This is a genomic window from Empedobacter sp. UBA7252, from assembly GCF_002472765.1.
Classification (GTDB): domain Bacteria; phylum Bacteroidota; class Bacteroidia; order Flavobacteriales; family Weeksellaceae; genus Empedobacter; species Empedobacter falsenii_B.
The window spans coordinates 1-17,464 of record NZ_DKSQ01000087.1 but is presented as its reverse complement, the minus strand read 5'-3'; the positions used below and the strand labels follow the sequence as shown (position 1 = coordinate 17,464).

Annotated in this window: 15 protein-coding genes and 1 riboswitch; of the genes, 8 read left to right on the top strand and 7 right to left on the bottom strand. The window is 31.5% G+C overall.

Translation table 11 applies throughout. The annotated features are described in order from the left end of the window. Window positions 1–14 precede the first annotated feature (14 nt). Both B2X73_RS12625 and B2X73_RS12620 read left to right on the top strand, forming a co-directional pair. Window positions 15–1,904 carry an ABC-F family ATP-binding cassette domain-containing protein gene (locus tag B2X73_RS12625; RefSeq protein WP_221855566.1) on the top strand — a complete coding sequence of 630 codons (1,890 nt, stop codon included), beginning with the start codon at window positions 15–17 and terminating at the stop codon, window positions 1,902–1,904. Between the two features lie 67 nt (window positions 1,905–1,971). Next, window positions 1,972–2,071: riboswitch (SAM-I-IV-variant riboswitch) on the top strand. A gap of 43 nt (window positions 2,072–2,114) precedes the next feature. After that, window positions 2,115–2,360, top strand: coding sequence for a hypothetical protein (locus B2X73_RS12620; RefSeq protein WP_219034467.1), 246 nt, complete (start codon window positions 2,115–2,117; stop codon window positions 2,358–2,360). Between the two features lie 57 nt (window positions 2,361–2,417). On the opposite strand, the gene B2X73_RS12615 is transcribed toward B2X73_RS12620, so the two are convergent. Next, window positions 2,418–3,905 (bottom strand): helix-turn-helix domain-containing protein, encoded by a 1,488-nt coding sequence (locus B2X73_RS12615; RefSeq protein ID WP_291096572.1) that lies wholly within the window; start codon window positions 3,903–3,905, stop codon window positions 2,418–2,420. 117 nt (window positions 3,906–4,022) lie between these two features. Between B2X73_RS12615 and aceB the strand changes: the two genes are divergently transcribed. Together aceB and aceA are read left to right on the top strand one after the other, a co-directional pair. Beyond that, a complete protein-coding gene (gene aceB, locus B2X73_RS12610; RefSeq protein WP_291096570.1) occupies window positions 4,023–5,609 on the top strand; it encodes a malate synthase A in 1,587 nt (528 codons plus the stop codon). A 77-nt stretch (window positions 5,610–5,686) separates the two neighbouring features. Then, window positions 5,687–6,964, top strand: a complete 1,278-nt coding sequence (gene aceA / locus B2X73_RS12605; protein ID WP_349679905.1) for an isocitrate lyase — start codon at window positions 5,687–5,689, stop codon at window positions 6,962–6,964. Between the two features lie 195 nt (window positions 6,965–7,159). On the opposite strand, the gene B2X73_RS12600 is transcribed toward aceA, so the two are convergent. Both B2X73_RS12600 and B2X73_RS12595 read right to left on the bottom strand, forming a co-directional pair. Then, complete coding sequence (locus B2X73_RS12600) at window positions 7,160–7,597, bottom strand: hypothetical protein (RefSeq protein ID WP_125349234.1); 438 nt, start codon at window positions 7,595–7,597, stop codon at window positions 7,160–7,162. Between the two features lie 9 nt (window positions 7,598–7,606). After that, window positions 7,607–8,797, bottom strand: a complete 1,191-nt coding sequence (locus B2X73_RS12595; protein ID WP_286496195.1) for an MFS transporter — start codon at window positions 8,795–8,797, stop codon at window positions 7,607–7,609. A gap of 292 nt (window positions 8,798–9,089) precedes the next feature. Between B2X73_RS12595 and B2X73_RS12590 the strand changes: the two genes are divergently transcribed. Further along, entirely contained in the window at window positions 9,090–9,965 is an 876-nt protein-coding gene (locus tag B2X73_RS12590; protein ID WP_286496848.1) for a helix-turn-helix domain-containing protein, read from the top strand. Between the two features lie 93 nt (window positions 9,966–10,058). Continuing rightward, the gene (locus tag B2X73_RS12585; protein WP_260542696.1) at window positions 10,059–12,008 is read left to right on the top strand and encodes an oleate hydratase; all 1,950 of its coding nucleotides are present in this window, start codon (window positions 10,059–10,061) and stop codon (window positions 12,006–12,008) included. A 254-nt stretch (window positions 12,009–12,262) separates the two neighbouring features. On the opposite strand, the gene B2X73_RS12580 is transcribed toward B2X73_RS12585, so the two are convergent. From B2X73_RS12580 to B2X73_RS12570, 3 genes are all read right to left on the bottom strand, one after another. Beyond that, complete coding sequence (locus tag B2X73_RS12580) at window positions 12,263–12,610, bottom strand: hypothetical protein (protein ID WP_291096568.1); 348 nt, start codon at window positions 12,608–12,610, stop codon at window positions 12,263–12,265. A gap of 146 nt (window positions 12,611–12,756) precedes the next feature. After that, on the bottom strand, window positions 12,757–12,963 hold the full coding sequence (locus B2X73_RS12575; RefSeq protein ID WP_125349309.1) for a helix-turn-helix domain-containing protein: 207 nt from the start codon (window positions 12,961–12,963) through the stop codon (window positions 12,757–12,759). Window positions 12,964–13,532: 569 nt separating this feature from the next. After that, window positions 13,533–14,174, bottom strand: coding sequence for a DUF6266 family protein (locus B2X73_RS12570; RefSeq protein ID WP_115001161.1), 642 nt, complete (start codon window positions 14,172–14,174; stop codon window positions 13,533–13,535). Window positions 14,175–14,741: 567 nt separating this feature from the next. Here B2X73_RS12570 and B2X73_RS12565 point away from each other — a divergent pair. Both B2X73_RS12565 and B2X73_RS12560 read left to right on the top strand, forming a co-directional pair. Beyond that, window positions 14,742–15,980, top strand: a complete 1,239-nt coding sequence (locus B2X73_RS12565; protein WP_291096566.1) for a hypothetical protein — start codon at window positions 14,742–14,744, stop codon at window positions 15,978–15,980. A 257-nt stretch (window positions 15,981–16,237) separates the two neighbouring features. Further along, window positions 16,238–16,636: a hypothetical protein gene (locus tag B2X73_RS12560; RefSeq protein WP_291096564.1), complete on the top strand. Its 399-nt coding sequence runs from the start codon at window positions 16,238–16,240 to the stop codon at window positions 16,634–16,636. Window positions 16,637–16,855: 219 nt separating this feature from the next. On the opposite strand, the gene B2X73_RS12555 is transcribed toward B2X73_RS12560, so the two are convergent. Beyond that, window positions 16,856–17,464: transposase (locus B2X73_RS12555; RefSeq protein ID WP_291096562.1), on the bottom strand; the 609-nt coding region annotated here is incomplete at its 5' end.

The following is a 17,464-nucleotide window of genomic DNA, read 5'->3' as shown; positions in this document are numbered from 1 at the left end:
ACAGATAATAAACCATGAATTTTCTTACAGTTGAAAATCTAACCAAATCATACGGAATCAGAACTTTATTTGAAGATGTAAATTTTCATGTAAATGAAGGAGACCAAATCGCATTCGTAGCAAAAAATGGAAGTGGAAAATCTACTTTACTTAAAATTTTAGCTGGATTAGAAACTGCCGATTCTGGCGAAGTTCGTCCAAATAAAGGTGTTAAAATCTTGATGTTGGATCAAAGTGATGACTTTGACGAAAACTTGAAAAGTGAAGAATATATTTTCAATCATTCGAATGAAGTTTTAGATGTTGTTCGTCAATATGAAAACATGATCGAAAATGACCCAACAAATCCTGATTTAATTGATTTAATGGGAAAAATGGATGTTTTAGATGCATGGAAAGTTGAGCCAACAATCAAAGAAATTTTATCAAAATTGAAGATTGATTTCTTGGATCAAAAAATTGGAAAACTTTCTGGTGGTCAGCGTAAACGTATTTCTTTAGCGAAGTTTTTGATTGATTTAAGTTTCGAAACTGGATATGTTCTTTTAATTTTAGATGAGCCTACCAACCATCTGGATATAGAAATGGTGGAATGGCTTGAATATTTCTTGAACAAAGAAAACAAAACATTGATTTTGGTTACGCACGATCGTTATTTCTTAGATGCAATTTGTACCAAAATTCTCGAAATGGAGGACAAAACATTGTATGTACATTCGGGAAATTACGAAACTTATATTACGAACAAAGCATTGCGTATCGAAAATCAAAATGCAACAATTGACAAAGCGAAAAACCTTTATCGTAAAGAGATTGAGTGGATGCGTCGTCAACCACAAGCGCGTACAACAAAGTCTAAATCTCGTATTGATGCGTTTTATGATACTGAAAAAGTAGCTAAACATAAAATTGTCGATCAACAAGTAAAATTAGAGATGGTAATGACGCGTTTGGGTCAAAAAATCATCGAAATGGAACATGTTTCGAAAGCATTTGGTCAAAAGAAAATTTTAGATGATTTCTCATATATTTTCGCTCGTGGTGGAAAAATTGGTTTAGTTGGAAAAAATGGAGTTGGTAAAACGACTTTCCTAAAAATGTTAGAAGGAATCGAAACTATGGATTCTGGAACAATTGAACGTGGAGAAACCTTAAATATTGGACATTTCAAACAAGATGGAATTGATTTCAAAGAAGATGAGCGCGTCATAGAATTTGTGAAAGATATTGCCGATTTTTTCCCGCTTGCAAATGGAAAAGAAATGCGTGCAGAGCAATTCTTAGAAATGTTTTTGTTTACGCCAGAACAACAACATACTTTTATCTCAAAGTTGAGTGGTGGAGAGAAAAAACGTCTGCAATTATTAGCAATTTTGTATAAAAATCCTAACTTTTTGATTCTCGATGAGCCAACAAACGATTTAGATTTACCAACTTTGACGGTTCTTGAAAGTTTCTTAGAAGAATATCAAGGTTGTTTATTAGTTGTTTCCCACGATAGATATTTTATGGATAAAGTGGTTGATGAATTAATGATTTTCGAAGGCGAAGGAAAAGTTTCTCGTTATATGGGAACGTATACCGAATATCATATCGAAAATAAAAATAAACCTGAGTCAGAAGATAAAAAAGCTGAAAAAGAAATTTCAATTCAAGAAAAAGTAGAATCAAAAGAAAAAATAAAAGAAGCCAAACCAAGAAAATTATCGTTTAAAGAGCAAAGAGAATTAGAAGAAATTAATAAATCTTTACCAATTCTTGAAGCCAAGAAAGAAGAATTAACGAATTTACTTTCTGATCCAAATTTAGGCTACGACAAAATCACAACTATTGGAGATGAACTACAAAAAATTGTAGACGAATTAGAAGAAAAAGAATTCCGTTGGTTAGAATTAAGCGAATAAAAATATTGAAAAGGAACTTTTTTGAGTTCCTTTTTTTGTTTTTAAAATTTATGCCTATATTTACTCTATCAATCATCAGGAGTTTCTGAAAAATCAGAACACCAACCGAGCCAAAACCGCGCTACGGTGGTATAGAATGAGGGCAAACGCCAAAATAAAAGGTTATTCTCCACTCTATCCTGTTGTTTTTATCATTAAAAAATTAAAACAATGGAAAATCTAAAAAATGAATTTGTCGTATTATTTCGTGAATTAACTGACAACGAATTAATCGAACGCTTTAATCAAAATGTAGGAAACAGTTCTTGGAATTCTGCAAGAAGATGTTATGTCAAAACATTATTCAACGAATTACAATACCGTAATTTTGATTGCACAACCATAGAAAGAGGAAACACATTTTCGCTTCAACATCATGTAATATTAGTTGAAAATAGATTAGAATATTTAGATTAAACATAAAAAAAGGAAAACTTGATTTAAGTTTTCCTTTATATTTTACGGTAGATAATATTACTTACTCTGCTCTTTTATAAAATCATTAATCGTAACATTTAATCGTTTATTTCGGATATCTTTTTCAAAACGAATTGGTTCAGCAACACGTTCTGCACAGTCTTTCATACCACAATTTTCACACGTAACCGCAACTTCTTTTACAGGAATTGATGGGTCATTCATAAATTTAACTTTACGTTGAGCTGATTTGTACAACACACCTATCGTTACGCTTCGTAAATAATTTGGATTAAATGGATCTTTCGTTGCAGAAGAAATTACATAATATTTTTGATTATTATTGAACGGATACAACGAAATTTGTGCAGAAATCTCATGATGATCATCTTGATGTTTTTCCAATTCTTTCAAAACATTTAACGAAACCCAACGACGACAATAATGCTCATCCGTTTCATTTGCTTGTGGCGATTGTTGTTGATTAAGATGAAGTTCTTTCGTTAATTTATATGAATTTGAACCAACTTTTGCTGACAAACGCAAGAAAAACAAATCACGAATATTAAAATGTTTGGGTAACAAATTTGTCATTCGTTGATAAACCGTTTCAGGTGATTCGGTATATTTTCCAAGAATTTCTTGAAAATTAGACAAATCATGATGTTCTAAAGCAAACAAATTCTGCATATCCTTCAACAGTTTTTCTTCTGGTAGCAACAAAGCTCCAGCAAAATAAGACGCATAAAAATTGTTTAACAATTGATCAAAATTATCAAAACTTGCCCACGAAAATGTATACAAACGTTCCTTCAAATCAAGATAATTATAGCCTAATTCTTTCGCTAAAATAAATCGTTTTTGATCATTGTCAGAATTAATATTGATATACAACAGCTTTTTCTCTTTGATAAAAATAGAACGTAATTTCGCTAAATCCTTCCCTCCTAACGAAGTGAAATCTTCATAAAGAATGGTATAATTATATTCTTCTTTCAGAATTTCTTCCATCGTTTCATTTTTTACAAAATCTTCTGATTCAATCAAATATTCTTGTAAAAAACTCTTTGCAGATTTTTCAATTTCAGGGAAATAATTATCATTTGCTTCCTGAAAAGACCTCAACGAAGCCAAGAAAAAACTTTCGCGTGTAAGATTGTAATTATTACCTATTTCAATCAACGTAGAAATGAACGCATTTACCTTCATTGGTGCGTTAGAAATGATCTCAATTAAATCTCTTTCTTCAATTCCGAAGAGTTCCAAAGGAATTTCTTGCAATAAATTTGATTGTAGAATCTCAGCGACTGGCGCTAAATTCTTATCCAATTTTAAAGAAACTATCTCATCATAAGGAATTTCCAACGCTTCGGCAAGAGCAACAATTTTATCAGTTTTTGGATATTTTTTACCTTTTTCGATCTCATTCAAATACGATTTCGAAAGTCCAGTTAACTTAGATAACTTAAACAATGACAAATCTTTAGCCATTCTTACTTGTTTTAGTTTTAACCCAAAAATTAATTTAATGTATTCTTCTTGCATAATTTTTTCAAAAATATTTGGTAAATGTAAACGAATTTTTATAATTTAGCGAACGTTCGCTGGAAGTAAAATTCCGCTCGAATAACCAAAACCAAAATTACAACAAAAACACAAAAAATGGATACTATTACAAGTGAATTAAAATTATCGCAGAATAAGCTGGATAGTTATCCAGATGTTTTGACAACCGAAGTGGTTAATTTTTTAACAGCTTTACACAAAAATTTCAACGAAAGACGTTTAGAACTTTTGGCGAATCGACAAGAAAGACAAATCTTTTTTGATTTGGGTAATTTTCCAACTTTTTTGTCAGAAACAAAAGAAATCAGAAATGGCGATTGGACAGCAGCTCCTATTCCAGCTGATTTACAAGACAGACGCGTTGAGATAACTGGTCCTGTTGACCGTAAAATGGTAATTAACGCGTTAAATTCAGGCGCTAATACATTTATGGCCGATTTTGAAGATAGTAATTCTCCCACATGGGATAACAATCTTCAAGGACAACAAAATTTAAGAGATGCAGTAGATGGTACTATTTCATTCGAAAATAATGGAAAAAAGTATCAATTAAACGAAAAGACTGCTGTCTTGCTTGTAAGACCGAGAGGTTTACATTTGAATGAAAAGAATATCATAATAGATAAACAAGAAATATCAGGCTCACTATTTGACTTTGGTTTATATTTTTTCCATAATGCACACACGTTACTTTCCAAGCAAAGTGGGCCTTATTTCTATCTTCCTAAATTAGAACATCACCTAGAAGCACGCTGGTGGAACGATGTTTTTGTTTTCGCGCAAAATTATTTAAACATTCCACAAGCTACGATTAAAGCTACAGTTTTGATCGAAACTATAACAGCTTCTTTTCAGTTAGATGAAATTATTTACGAATTAAAAGACCACATCGCAGGCCTTAACTGCGGTCGTTGGGATTATATATTTTCTTATATCAAAAAATTTAAGAAACACCCAAATTTTATTGTTCCAGATCGTTCACAAGTTACGATGACTTCGCCTTTTATGGCTGCATATTCGCAAGCAGTTATTCAACGTTGTCATAAACGAAACATACATGCAATTGGTGGAATGGCTGCTCAAATTCCGATTAAGAATGATGAAAAAGCCAATGAAATCGCTTTCGAAAAAGTGAAGAATGATAAACTTCGCGAAGTAAAAAATGGACACGATGGAACGTGGGTTGCGCATCCTGCTTTGGTAAAAGTCGCAAAAGATATTTTTGACGAATATATGCCACAAGCTAATCAAATTTCCAATAAGCGAGAAGATGTTGTAACAACTGCCGAGGCTTTGTTAGAATTGCCAAAAGGAACAGTTACAGAACAAGGAATTAGAGACAATATTAATGTCGGAATTTTATACATCGAAAGTTGGTTATCTGGAAAAGGAGCCGCAGCTTTATATAACTTAATGGAAGACGCAGCAACAGCAGAAATCTCTCGTACGCAGGTTTGGCAATGGTTAAGCCAGTCGATTACGTTAGAAAACGGATGCGAATTTAACAGTGACAAATACAAAAAATTAAGAGCCGAAGAGGTTCAAAAAATAAAAAAATTAGTTGGTGAGGAAAACTATTTGAACGGAAGATTTGAAGAAGCTATTTCAATCTTTGACGAATTAGTTTTATCGCACAAGTTTACCGAATTTTTAACATTAGAAGCCTATAAGTATATTGATTAAGCCCTTATAACCAAACACACACGAAAAGAAATACACACACAACACACATTCATAAACAAAACACAAAAAACACAATTATGAGCAATCAAGAAAGAATTCAGAAGATTCGGCAGGATTGGGAAACTAATCCACGCTGGACAGACGTTGTTCGTCCTTATTCAGCAGAAGATGTAATTCGATTAAGAGGTTCTTTGGACATCGATTACACCTTAGCAAGATTAGGGGCTAAGAAACTTTGGGAAGGTTTGAATTCAAAACCATTTATGGCGGGTTTAGGTGCTTTAAATGGTAATCAAGCCATACAAGAAGTACAAGCTGGTTTAGATGCAATCTATCTTTCGGGATGGCAAGTTGCTGCAGATGCAAATCTTTCGGCAGAAATGTATCCAGATCAATCATTGTATCCAGCCAATTCGGTTCCAATGGTGATAAAGCGTATTAATAATGCGTTGCGTCGTCGCGATGAAATACAATCTGTTACCCAACAAGGAAACATTGATTATATGGTACCGATTATTGCCGATGCTGAAGCTGGATTTGGAGGAAACTTGAATGCTTATGAATTGATGAAACAAATGATAGAAGCTGGTGCTGCTGGCGTTCATTTCGAAGATCAATTGTCATCAGCCAAAAAGTGTGGTCATCTTGGTGGAAAAGTTTTAGTTCCAACACAAGAAGCAATTAACAAATTGGTTGCAGCGCGTTTAGCAGCAGATGTCTGTGGCGTTCCTACTCTATTGGTTGCCAGAACTGATGCAGAAGCTGCGAATTTGATTACTTCGGATATTGACGAAAGAGATCAACCTTTTATCATCCAAGGAAGTAGAACTTCTGAAGGTTTTTACAATGTGAGAAATGGTTTGGAACAAGGAATTAATCGAGGCTTAAGCTATGCGCCTTATGCTGATTTAATTTGGATGGAAACATCTAATCCAGATCTTGGAATGGCAAGGGAGTTTGCACAAGCTATCAGAGAAAAATACCCTAATCAGATGTTAGCTTATAATTGTTCCCCATCATTTAATTGGGCAAAACATTTAACAGAAGTTCAAATGGAAACATTCCGCGAAGATTTAGCTGAAATGGGATACAAATTCCAATTCATCACTTTAGCAGGTTTCCATGCGATGAATACCTCTATGTTCGAGTTATCACGTGCTTACAAAGCCAAAGGAATGGCGGGATACTCGGCATTACAAGAAAGAGAGTTTGCGTTACAAGAAGAAGGTTTTGCAGCTGTAAAACACCAATCTTTTGTAGGAACACAATATTTCGATTACGTACAAAACACAGTGCAACAAGGCATTTCGTCTACTACGGCTATGGCCGAAAGTACGGAAGCCGCACAATTCTAATACATACTTTTCAATTAAAAAGGACGTACCGCAACTACGTCCTTTTTTTATTTTTGATTTTGACTTCTTTACGACATCCTTAAAAGATATATTTTTATTTATGGTCAGGCTAAATTCCGTTAAATTTAGCATTCAAAAAAACACCTCTATAATCTCCTCAAGGGGATATTGTTCACATATTTTCATTCAAAATTATCAATCAACTTTCATAATCTGAAACGACTTTCCATTCATTTCGAAAGTATCTTGTTCCGATTTTCCAACCAAGATTCTAGCCAAAGGAGTTTGAGTTGATAGGACAAAAATCTTTTTATTCTCGAAAATAATTTCCCCAAAACTACACGCCATACAGAAATTTCCCATCGTAGTTTCAACATAACTACCTAAACCAATGGTTTTGTTCTCCACAATTTTTATTTTAGAAAACACGTCTTGCTGAATTAAAACTTCATTCAATTGATTTTGAATTCGAGTAATTTCCTGTTGCATCATTTCGCGCGACGTTTCATACTTATCACCCATACTACTTTTAGTATCGTTGTTTGAAGCACGTAAATCGTCAATCAAACCATTCAAATACGTTATTTTATCTTCGATTTGTTGTGCTATAAATTGATATAATTCTGCTTTCATTTCTTTCAATTAAATTGTTTGAGGCTTATTCTTAAATTTCAGCATGTAAATGGTTCCCAAAAGACAAATAAATGCCGAAACATAAATCACCATCGGAATACGATCCAAATAATCCTGAAAATACCAACCCGCGCACAATGCTCCAAATCCTATCCCCGCTTCCAACGCAATATACATCGTTGCCATTGCCTTTCCACGTTCATCAGGTTTGCTAAAATCTATTGTCCATGCATTTAGTGCAGGAGAAAGAATTCCGGTTGAAATGCCATACATCAAACCCCCTAAAATCAACCCTATTTTTGCATCAATAGAAGCCAAAAGTACCAATGCAATAATCAATAAAACTAAGCCTAATTTTATCACCAACACACGCCCTTTTTGGTCAGATATCTTACCTGCAAAGAAACGAACCATCATAGATGATATTGTAAATACGATAAAGAAAACGCCTTTATTTTGAAAACCTAAATGTTCGGTCCAATCTGGAATTAATGTCAATATAGAACCATAAGCAACATACGAAAGAAACGTAATCAATGCCGCTGGCAAAGCTTCTTTTGCAAAAACATCTTGCTTCGAAATCTTTAGTAATCCGAACGAAAATTTCTGTTTATTTTGCAAGGTCTCTTTCATATTGAATAAAATCAATATCGATAATAATGCGAAAAACGAAGACGTAAAAAACATCACATTAATCGATGTATATAATGTAATTGTACTTCCCAATGCAGGTCCAATTGCCATTCCGATACTGAAACAAATTCCGTGCAAGCCCAATGCTTCGCCCCAACGTTCGCGCGGAATAATATCTGCAATATAAGCTGCTGTTGCAGTGGGTTTGAAACCTGTCGAAAAGCCGTGTACCAATCTCAAAAATAAAAAACCTGAAACGGTTGTTAAAACAGGATATAAAATTCCGCACACAAAACAGACAATAGAACCGACTGCCATAATAGGTACCCGCCCCACTTTATCGGTTAATTTTCCACTAAAAGGTCTCGAAATTCCCGCTGTCAAGGTAAATAATGCAATAATAAATCCTTTGTATTCTGCTCCTCCCATGCTGCTTAAATAAGCAGGTAGCTCGGGAATCATCATATTAAAACTCGCTGAAAACAACAACGAACTCAAACACATTAAAATAAAATGGAGATTATAAACGGGATCTGAATTTAATTTTTTATTAATGGCAGAAAACATAACGGATTTTTTGCAAAGGTAATTTATCTTAACCGAAACAAACTACACAATCCAAAAGTATTACTTGTTACAAAAAATTACTACATCATTCAACATTGTTAGCCGATATTTCATTGATTATATTCATGAAATTTCTTATTTAAGAACTACTTAGTTGATATGAAAATAACTTTTACATTAGAATACAGTTAAAATACCTTATTGTATTTAATTACTTACTAAATAATTCTTATTTTTGCTATATCAATTCTACTACCCTAAAAAACGATCTGACCAACTATTATTTTCAAGCATGAAAAACTATGAAAACCTAAAAGAGACCTTGTCTTTTTATGGCGTAAATTGTAATAAACTATATTATATCTCATCAGGAAATCCAATTTTTGCTTTTCCTGAAAGATCATTTCGAATCGACTTTTATGCATTTTGTATTTGTTTATCTGGCTCAATAGAAGTTGAGATAGATTCTCAGAAATATTTTATTACTCAAAACGAATTCTTGATTTCTGCTCCTTCTACTGTTTTGAAAATTCTAGATACTAACTCTAATTTTAGAATGAAATTGTTGTTTTTTGAGAAAAATTTTCTCCTTAAAAACATTTCTAATCCTTTCTTTATTGATAAACTTAATTTGTTTACACATCAAAACTTTACAGTTTGTAAGGCAAATAAAAAAGATGCGAATCATCTTTTAATGTTAATCAATTATCTTCAAGAACAACGAGAAAGAAATGTTTTGTTCTTAGAAGATATTATTCGATCGATTATTTTTACTTTACTTCTTGAATCTGCCTCTATAATTGCTGAACAATATTCAAAAGTAAATAAAAATTATTCCCGCGAAATCAACACTCTATTTTGTAAGTTTACACAACTTGTTCAAGAAAATGTTATCGCTCACAAAGACGTACAGTTTTATGCAGATCAATTGTTTATTACAAATAAATATTTGATTCACCTTGTAAAAAAAGCAACTAAGAAAACTCCACATGTTATTATTGACGAGTATTTATTAAAAGAAGCGTATGTTTTGCTTGGCTACTCAGAGAAAACAATTGTCCAAATAGCATTAGATCTAGGTTTCAACTCTTCTTCATCTTTTGGTCGGTTTTTTAAAAAATACACTTCAATTTCTCCTCAACAATATAGAAAACAACAACATATATAAAAAAAGAAATTTGGGATACAAATGACGAATTTCGGGATACTTTAGAAAAATAATAAAGCGTAATTTTATTCTAGAATCTTAAAATAAATAATTATGGATAAAGTTACTTCAAAATTTGACAACGTTTTAAATCATTCTACTATCTACGGAAATATTGATCATCAACCAGATGCAAGTAAAGAAACACCAAGAAACACTCCAGAAAAATCTTATCCTTTCTCTGATCAGATAGGAAATTACCAACGCAATAAAGGAATTCCTACAAAATCTTATAAGGACAGTAAGGTATATATTGTGGGAAGTGGTATTGCAGGTTTAGCTACTGCCTATTATTTTATTAGAGACGGACATTTCACTCCAGAGAATATCACATTTATAGAACAACTTCAGGTTGAAGGAGGTTCGTTAGATGGAGCTGGAAATGCAAAAGATGGTTACATAATTCGAGGAGGTCGAGAAATGGATTGTACCTACGAGAATTTATGGGATATTTTCCAAGACATTCCTGCATTAGAGTTACCAGAACCTTATAGTGTTTTAGACGAATATAGATTAGTAAATGATAATGATTCTAATTATTCTATTGCACGTTTAATTCATGAAAAAGGGAAAGTAAAAGACTTTAGTAAATTTGGTTTAAATAAGAAAGATCAATTAGCTATTATCAAACTTTTGTTGAAGAAAAAAGAAGAATTGGACGACATAACGATTGAAGATTATTTTAATCAATCATTCTTAGAAAGTAATTTCTGGACATTTTGGCGCACAATGTTTGCCTTTGAGAATTGGCATAGTTTACTAGAGTTCAAATTATATATGCATCGCTTTTTACATGCGATTGATGGTTTAAATGATCTTTCTTCATTGGTATTTCCTAAATACAATCAATACGACACTTTTGTTACGCCATTAGGTAAATGGTTAAAAGAAAAAGGAGTAAAAATTCAGTTAAATACACTGGTTAAAGATTTAGATTTATTAATTAATACAGAAGGAAAAGTAGTCAAAGGAATTATAACAGAACAAGATGGACAAGATGTAATTATTCCTGTTACACCAAATGATTATGTTATTGTAACTACTGGTTCTATGACTGAAGATACTGCGTATGGAGATAATACAACGGCACCAGTTTTAGCGATAGATAATAATACTAGTGGTCAAAGTGCAGGATGGAAACTATGGAAAAACCTTTCTGCTAAATCTCCTGTTTTTGGTCGTCCAGAAAAATTTTGTGGGAATATTGAAAAATCTTCATGGGAATCTGTTACTTTAACTTGTAAACCTTCTGCATTAGTAGAAAAACTAAAAGAATATTCTGTTAATGATCCATATTCAGGTCAAACTGTTACAGGTGGAATTATTACCATTACAGATTCTAATTGGTTAATGAGTTTTACTTGTAATCGTCAACCACATTTTCCTACACAACCAGATGATATTTTAGTTCTTTGGGTTTATGCATTATTTATGGATAAAGAAGGAAACTACATCAAGAAAACAATGCCTACTTGTACAGGAAACGAAATCCTAACAGAATTATGTTATCATTTAGGAATTGAAGACCAAATAGATGACGTTATTGAGAATACAATCACTCGTTCTGCTTATATGCCTTACATCACATCTATGTTTATGCCTAGAGCAAAAGGAGATCGCCCACAAGTAGTTCCAGCTGAGTGTAAGAATCTAGGTTTAGTTGGTCAATTTGTAGAAACCAATAACGATGTAGTTTTCACAATGGAAAGTTCTGTTCGTACCGCACGTATTGCAGTTTATGAATTACTTAATTTAAATAAGCAAGTTCCAGACATTAATCCATTACAATACGACATTCGTCATTTATTAAAAGCAACTAAAACGTTGAACGATGATAAACCATTTATGGGTGAAGGTTTATTGAATAAAGTTTTAAAAGGAACTTATTTTGAACATATTCTACCTATTGGATCAGATTCTCCTCAAGAGGAAGAAGAAAAAGAATCTTTTCTATTAGAACAATTTGGTAAATTCAAAGAATGGGTAGGACATTTTAGAGGTTAAAATCACCCACAATTCAATCCTGAATACCAATGCTATAAAACTAATAAAAGCTTCTAAATCTTTAGTGATTTAGAAGCTTTTTGAGTATTACTATATTTTTTTCTATTTAAAAACTATACCAGCTTTTATTAATAAATATTAGCTATAGTTATATTATTATTGAATTATTAAAGGTTTTATTTCAAATTCTGATTCAATATTTTCCTTTAATTTTAGAAATTCTATTGTATGCATACTATGCAAATCAACATCAGTTAATCCAAATGGTCCATTTTCTCAGTAATATATAGTCTATTTTCAAGCTCAATTATTGCTTTCTCCATTTCATCAAGTTCATTTTCGAAATATTTAAAAAGATAATTAATGATTTTTAAATTTAAAATTAATTCTATTGGTTTAGATTCAACTTTCCTTGCTAATTCAAACTTTTTTAAAGTTTCACTTTCATTCCATTCTTCTGTTGGAAAGTAAGGAATTTGAATTAGTTTATCATTATCAATTTTTATAAAAGAATCAAACTCCTGTAATCCATATTTATTTTCTGGATTATAACAATATTTTATTTCGGTTATAATTTTTCCAATACTATCAGTCAGGGTCATTTTACAAAATTAAACTTAACAATATTTCTTTACAAGAATAAACAAAACCTGTTTTACAAAAAAGTTGTCATTTCTATATTTCATTCAACAACATTCCAATATACAAAATTTCAACCACTCACAATACCTCATAAAAAAAGCTCTTATCAAAGAGCCATTTGGTTAAAGAACTGTTTTGGATAATAAAATTTATTTCCAAATTTTATATAAGGAATCTTATTCGTTTTCCTCATCCTATACAACGTTTTGTCACTCACGTTAAGCAAACTTTTTAGGTCTGCGTTATCATAGAATTTCTGATTTTCTTCTAATAGTAGAAAAGTTTTTTGGAATTCTATCAGCAGGAGCTTCATATCCTTTAATGCCTCTCCATCGTTTTGTAAAAATAAATCATTTTTCATATATTTAGTTGATGTTAAGATGTACTAATTTATAAAATAAATACTTAATAACCAAATATTTACCAAACAAACAATATTCCTTTACACGAAATCTAGCTATCACCCTACTTTTTGTAGAGTACTCAAATCGATTATGTTCGACAATAAACCAATGTATCGTTGAACAGTTTTAGGATTAAAACCATAAATACAAGCAAGGTTCTCCCAGAATTTTACACCAAACATAAAGTTGAAAAAAAAACACATATTCACTTTGCAAAAAAAATACCACATAGAAACATAGAACCAAATGATTTTGCTTTCCAATTAGTAGTCTACCTATTCGTATTTTCAACTAATCTTTATAAGCCATCACAACTAAAACTATGTTTCTATGTGGTCAAAATAAATTTGAACAACATCTATAAAATTCTATTTTCGATACGATTCTTCTTCACTCTTCTACGCCGTTAAACAAAGTATTGTACCGAAAAATCACTCCAATCAACGAACTTCATTTTACTACTACCTCACTACTACCTTTACACAACCATATACTCGCCAAGATAAATACTGGTACTCGCCATAGCCTTTGTTTCACTATTCAGAAACGCCCAAAAATTCACTTTTTTGCCATTGTAATACGTTGGTAAAGTAACATCTATAATCATAGAATCACGAGTTACAACATTCTGAAACACTTCGAACGAATTTAGTTCCTCGCAATAACAAACAAGATTCACAAAATCCGAAGGTTGCGCATTGCCTTGCCCAGAATTATCTTCCCAATTCATTTGGAAACTATCCCCACCTGCCGTCTCTATCGTAGGTTGTAAAAAGCCAACCAAATCGCCTTTCGACACCAATACACGCTCTAATACAATAACAGGTAAACCATTCTCCATTTCCAATGCATTGTTCAGCATATAAGAAGTCGCGATGTTGTAGCGCGATTTTAGCCCGACTCTATTCCCAAAATATAAATTAAGAATAAGACGAATTGGTTGCAAAAAACCAATAATTTTCTTAAATTTGATTTGTTGCATCAATTGCAAATCAGTAGGTTGGCTTTTAGATTTTTTTGGCAAACTACGGATAATGTCTTTGCCGCGCCAATTAACGCCTACTACAGTTCCTACTTTTCCTGAGAATCCACCAAGAATTCCTTTTTTAATTTCTGCCATAATTGCAAGTTTTTATTGTTAATATTCATAAAGTTAGCAACAGAAACAACACCATTTACAAAAACACAATTTTGTGCCCGCATTTGCCCTGCTCTGCCCGCATTTGTCCACTTCTGTCCAGTTGCTTTTTACACAATAATAGTAATATAACAAAATAAAAATCTCGCTAACCTCCTATTTATAAGTGCTAGAGAGAAGTTGAATTTTTGGTCAATTTTGGTCTTGTTCGACCATTGTTCGACCATTGTTCGACGAAACTTCGGAAAAACGGCATTCTCGTCGAAGAACGGTCGAAGAAAACACGAACAAAAGTGGGAGGAAATTGAAATTGTAAAAATAAAATGATGCAAGAATACTTTGTTTCGCTATCCATACATTCATTATTACATTCTACATTAAATTATTTCGTGATACATGAATATTGTTTTTATAAGTATCTTATTTACAAAAAAATAATTATATTTGCTTCTAATTTTACGAAATGCAGATATAGGTGATTTTTTACGAAACAAAAGCTAGATCAGTTTCGTGAAAAAACAATGTTATATGCCATTTTACAAAAACTCAATGAAAAATATATTCACTTTTTTTATTTTAATAATATCATTAAATGTTTTTTCACAGAATAAAAAAGATTACTTAAAACAAAACCGTTTTGACCTTGAAAAACCTGATTTTAATTTTCCTCAAACAGAATTTAATATTATTGGTTTTGGAGCTTACCACGGAAGTGCAAAAACATATGAAGCTGAACTTAATTTAATTAAAAGTCTCAAAAAACAAAATGCTCTTGATTATTATATTCCCGAAACAAATTTTAGTCAAGCTTATTTCTTTCAACAATATTTAGAAACTGGAAACGAAGAACTTTTGAAAGAATTGGTTTTATCTTTCCAAACTATTGTAAGTCAAGAAGGAACAATCGAAACATTTGAGCATTGGAAAAATCTGAGATTGTTAAACCAATCCTACAAAAGTAATCCAATAAAAGTAATTGGTTTTGATATTATCAATGAATATAAGTTTCCTATAAAGCACATTTTACTGTTAACAGAAAACATTCAGAATTGGAAAGCGAAAGATGAATTAAAGAAAATATCAAAAGAAGAAGATTTTGACTTCAGTATTCGAAACAAAGAAACAACTAAACTTCTAAAAAATTTTATCAATGAGTATGAAACAAATAAAAATATTTACGTTCATCAAATTAACGATACAATAAGTTTTCATCATATTCTTCAAAATATTGCTAAAAATTTTGAAGAAGAAAGGGATAGAGAAAAAATTATTTTTGAAAACTACGTTTATCTAAAAAATATCTATCATCTTGAAACAAAAAAGCAATTTGCCAAGTATGGATTTTTTCATCTTGAAAAAGAACGTGAAAAAAATTATCCATCATTCTTTACAAGATTGATAGAGCAAAACGTTTATGAGCGAAACAAAGTAATTACTGTTATTGGATATTTAACTAAAAGCGAGGTTCTTTGGGACAAAATATATGATAAACAAGGAAATTACCAAAGCTACACAACCGAAAAAGGTTACGGGATTGGCGATTATTGGAAAGAATATTTTAGAGGTATTAGCAAATTGAAAAGTACAAAACTATCAGATATAACTCTTTTCAGGCTTAATAATATAAATACACCTTATAATAAAGAAACTGATTTGATAGAAGTTAATTTATTTCTTAAAAAAAGTAATGGAAAATACCTTAATGGTAAATCAACTACCGATTTTATTGATTACGCTATTTTAATTAGTAACTCAAAAAATCAAATTCCAATTGAAGAAATGAAGTAAAAACGGCATATAACATGGTATTGCCAAAAGCGGGGCTAAAGTGCTAAATTTAATGTTTGTACTTCTATCTCCGCCAAAAACGAATTTTATTCGTTTTTTATTTTTAAATTTAACTCATAATAATTCGTTTTGGCTCACGTCGGTGCAGAATTTAAGCTTTCAGCCATAAATTCCCCACCTTCGGCAATACCCGAAACGTTAGCAGAAATTATTAAAAACAATATCGGTAGAGAATGAAGAGTAAATTAATTATTAGAATGAGTAAAAATATCTTTTTAAAAGATAAAGACTACAAAATAACTATAAACGAAAACCAACAAAAATATAGTTTGAATACTAAGTCTAATAAAATTGAAATAGAATTAGATAATTGTCAGAATAATATCGAAATTTCAAGCAAAAATTTTAGAAAGACTCATAAAATAAGTCATTCAGAAAACGATGTAATATTTTTAAATATTTATCCAAAATTAAGTTATGATTTAGCATTAGGAATATTAATAGGTTTTTCTATTATTACTGCAATTATCATAGGTATTTTATCGTTTAAAAATGGAGTTAATTTAAGTCTAATTTTCATTAGTTTTCTTCCTTTGTTCTTCTTAAAAAGAAATAATTTCAAAGATGGTTTTGAAATAAAAGAAATTAAACAATAACTTCTGCTAATAACTAAGCTTTCGTCTTGCCCGTAGGGCATGAGATGGAAGCCTGTTGAACGGAACCGAAGTTAGCTTTTAATTCTTATGGAGTTATCGAAGTTTAGTTTTAAGCTATACAAGCAGTATTTTATATGATTACTGCTTTTTTTGTGCTTCCTTAGAATGCGAAGTAGTGAAAACCTTAGTTTTTAGGCATAAAATCCCTTACCCATTAAGTTAATTAACAGGGGAATTTACTTCTGATTTAAAAAGATAAGTTTTTGGTGGACCTCGATCTCCAAAGAGTGCTAATGTTACCAAATTGCCTTCTTTACAGCAATAACAAAGGCGATGTTTTGTTTTTATTTTTGATTCTTTTCGTTTGACTTTTAATTGTTTTTGTAAGTCTTGTAATTTTCCTCTTTTCCAACTGCTGCTTAAAATTCCATAATGTCTTATTCGAACAAAACGTTTGGGTAAAATGTGTAAACTAAAACGACGAATAAATTCGTGATTTGGTAAGACCATTTGTTTATTTTGACCATTGTTGCGATAATCTTTGTACTGAAACGTGACTTGTGTTGCTGTTAAAGTTCGTTTGAAAGGCAGAAAAGCTTTATTTCCTCCTTCTTGAATACATTCGTAACGGTTTTCTTTTTTATTGAAAATAAAGCCTTCTCGCTCGGGTTTATATTGTCCAAAGTTGGGAATCCAAGCATCTAAGTTATGATCTTCACAATATTGCAAACTTGTACCGCTACTATAGCCCGCATCAGCTAAAACTTCTCCTATTTGAATCTCGTTTCGTTTAAAATTTTCAATCGTTTGATCCATAATTTCTGCAAA

What these genes read in the sequence shown, in the direction of transcription:
- B2X73_RS12620 (WP_219034467.1), top strand. Translation starts at nt 2,115, where the DNA reads ATGGAAAATCTAAAAAATGAATTTGTCGTATTATTTCGTGAATTAACT.
- aceB (WP_291096570.1), top strand. Translation starts at nt 4,023, where the DNA reads ATGGATACTATTACAAGTGAATTAAAATTATCGCAGAATAAGCTGGAT.
- B2X73_RS12625 (WP_221855566.1), top strand. Translation starts at nt 15, where the DNA reads ATGAATTTTCTTACAGTTGAAAATCTAACCAAATCATACGGAATCAGA.
- B2X73_RS12615 (WP_291096572.1), bottom strand. Translation starts at nt 3,905, where the DNA reads ATGCAAGAAGAATACATTAAATTAATTTTTGGGTTAAAACTAAAACAA.
- B2X73_RS12580 (WP_291096568.1), bottom strand. Translation starts at nt 12,610, where the DNA reads ATGACCCTGACTGATAGTATTGGAAAAATTATAACCGAAATAAAATAT.
- B2X73_RS12570 (WP_115001161.1), bottom strand. Translation starts at nt 14,174, where the DNA reads ATGGCAGAAATTAAAAAAGGAATTCTTGGTGGATTCTCAGGAAAAGTA.
- aceA (WP_349679905.1), top strand. Translation starts at nt 5,687, where the DNA reads ATGAGCAATCAAGAAAGAATTCAGAAGATTCGGCAGGATTGGGAAACT.
- B2X73_RS12560 (WP_291096564.1), top strand. Translation starts at nt 16,238, where the DNA reads ATGAGTAAAAATATCTTTTTAAAAGATAAAGACTACAAAATAACTATA.
- B2X73_RS12595 (WP_286496195.1), bottom strand. Translation starts at nt 8,797, where the DNA reads ATGTTTTCTGCCATTAATAAAAAATTAAATTCAGATCCCGTTTATAAT.
- B2X73_RS12565 (WP_291096566.1), top strand. Translation starts at nt 14,742, where the DNA reads ATGAAAAATATATTCACTTTTTTTATTTTAATAATATCATTAAATGTT.
- B2X73_RS12585 (WP_260542696.1), top strand. Translation starts at nt 10,059, where the DNA reads ATGGATAAAGTTACTTCAAAATTTGACAACGTTTTAAATCATTCTACT.
- B2X73_RS12575 (WP_125349309.1), bottom strand. Translation starts at nt 12,963, where the DNA reads ATGAAGCTCCTGCTGATAGAATTCCAAAAAACTTTTCTACTATTAGAA.
- B2X73_RS12590 (WP_286496848.1), top strand. Translation starts at nt 9,090, where the DNA reads ATGAAAAACTATGAAAACCTAAAAGAGACCTTGTCTTTTTATGGCGTA.
- B2X73_RS12600 (WP_125349234.1), bottom strand. Translation starts at nt 7,597, where the DNA reads ATGAAAGCAGAATTATATCAATTTATAGCACAACAAATCGAAGATAAA.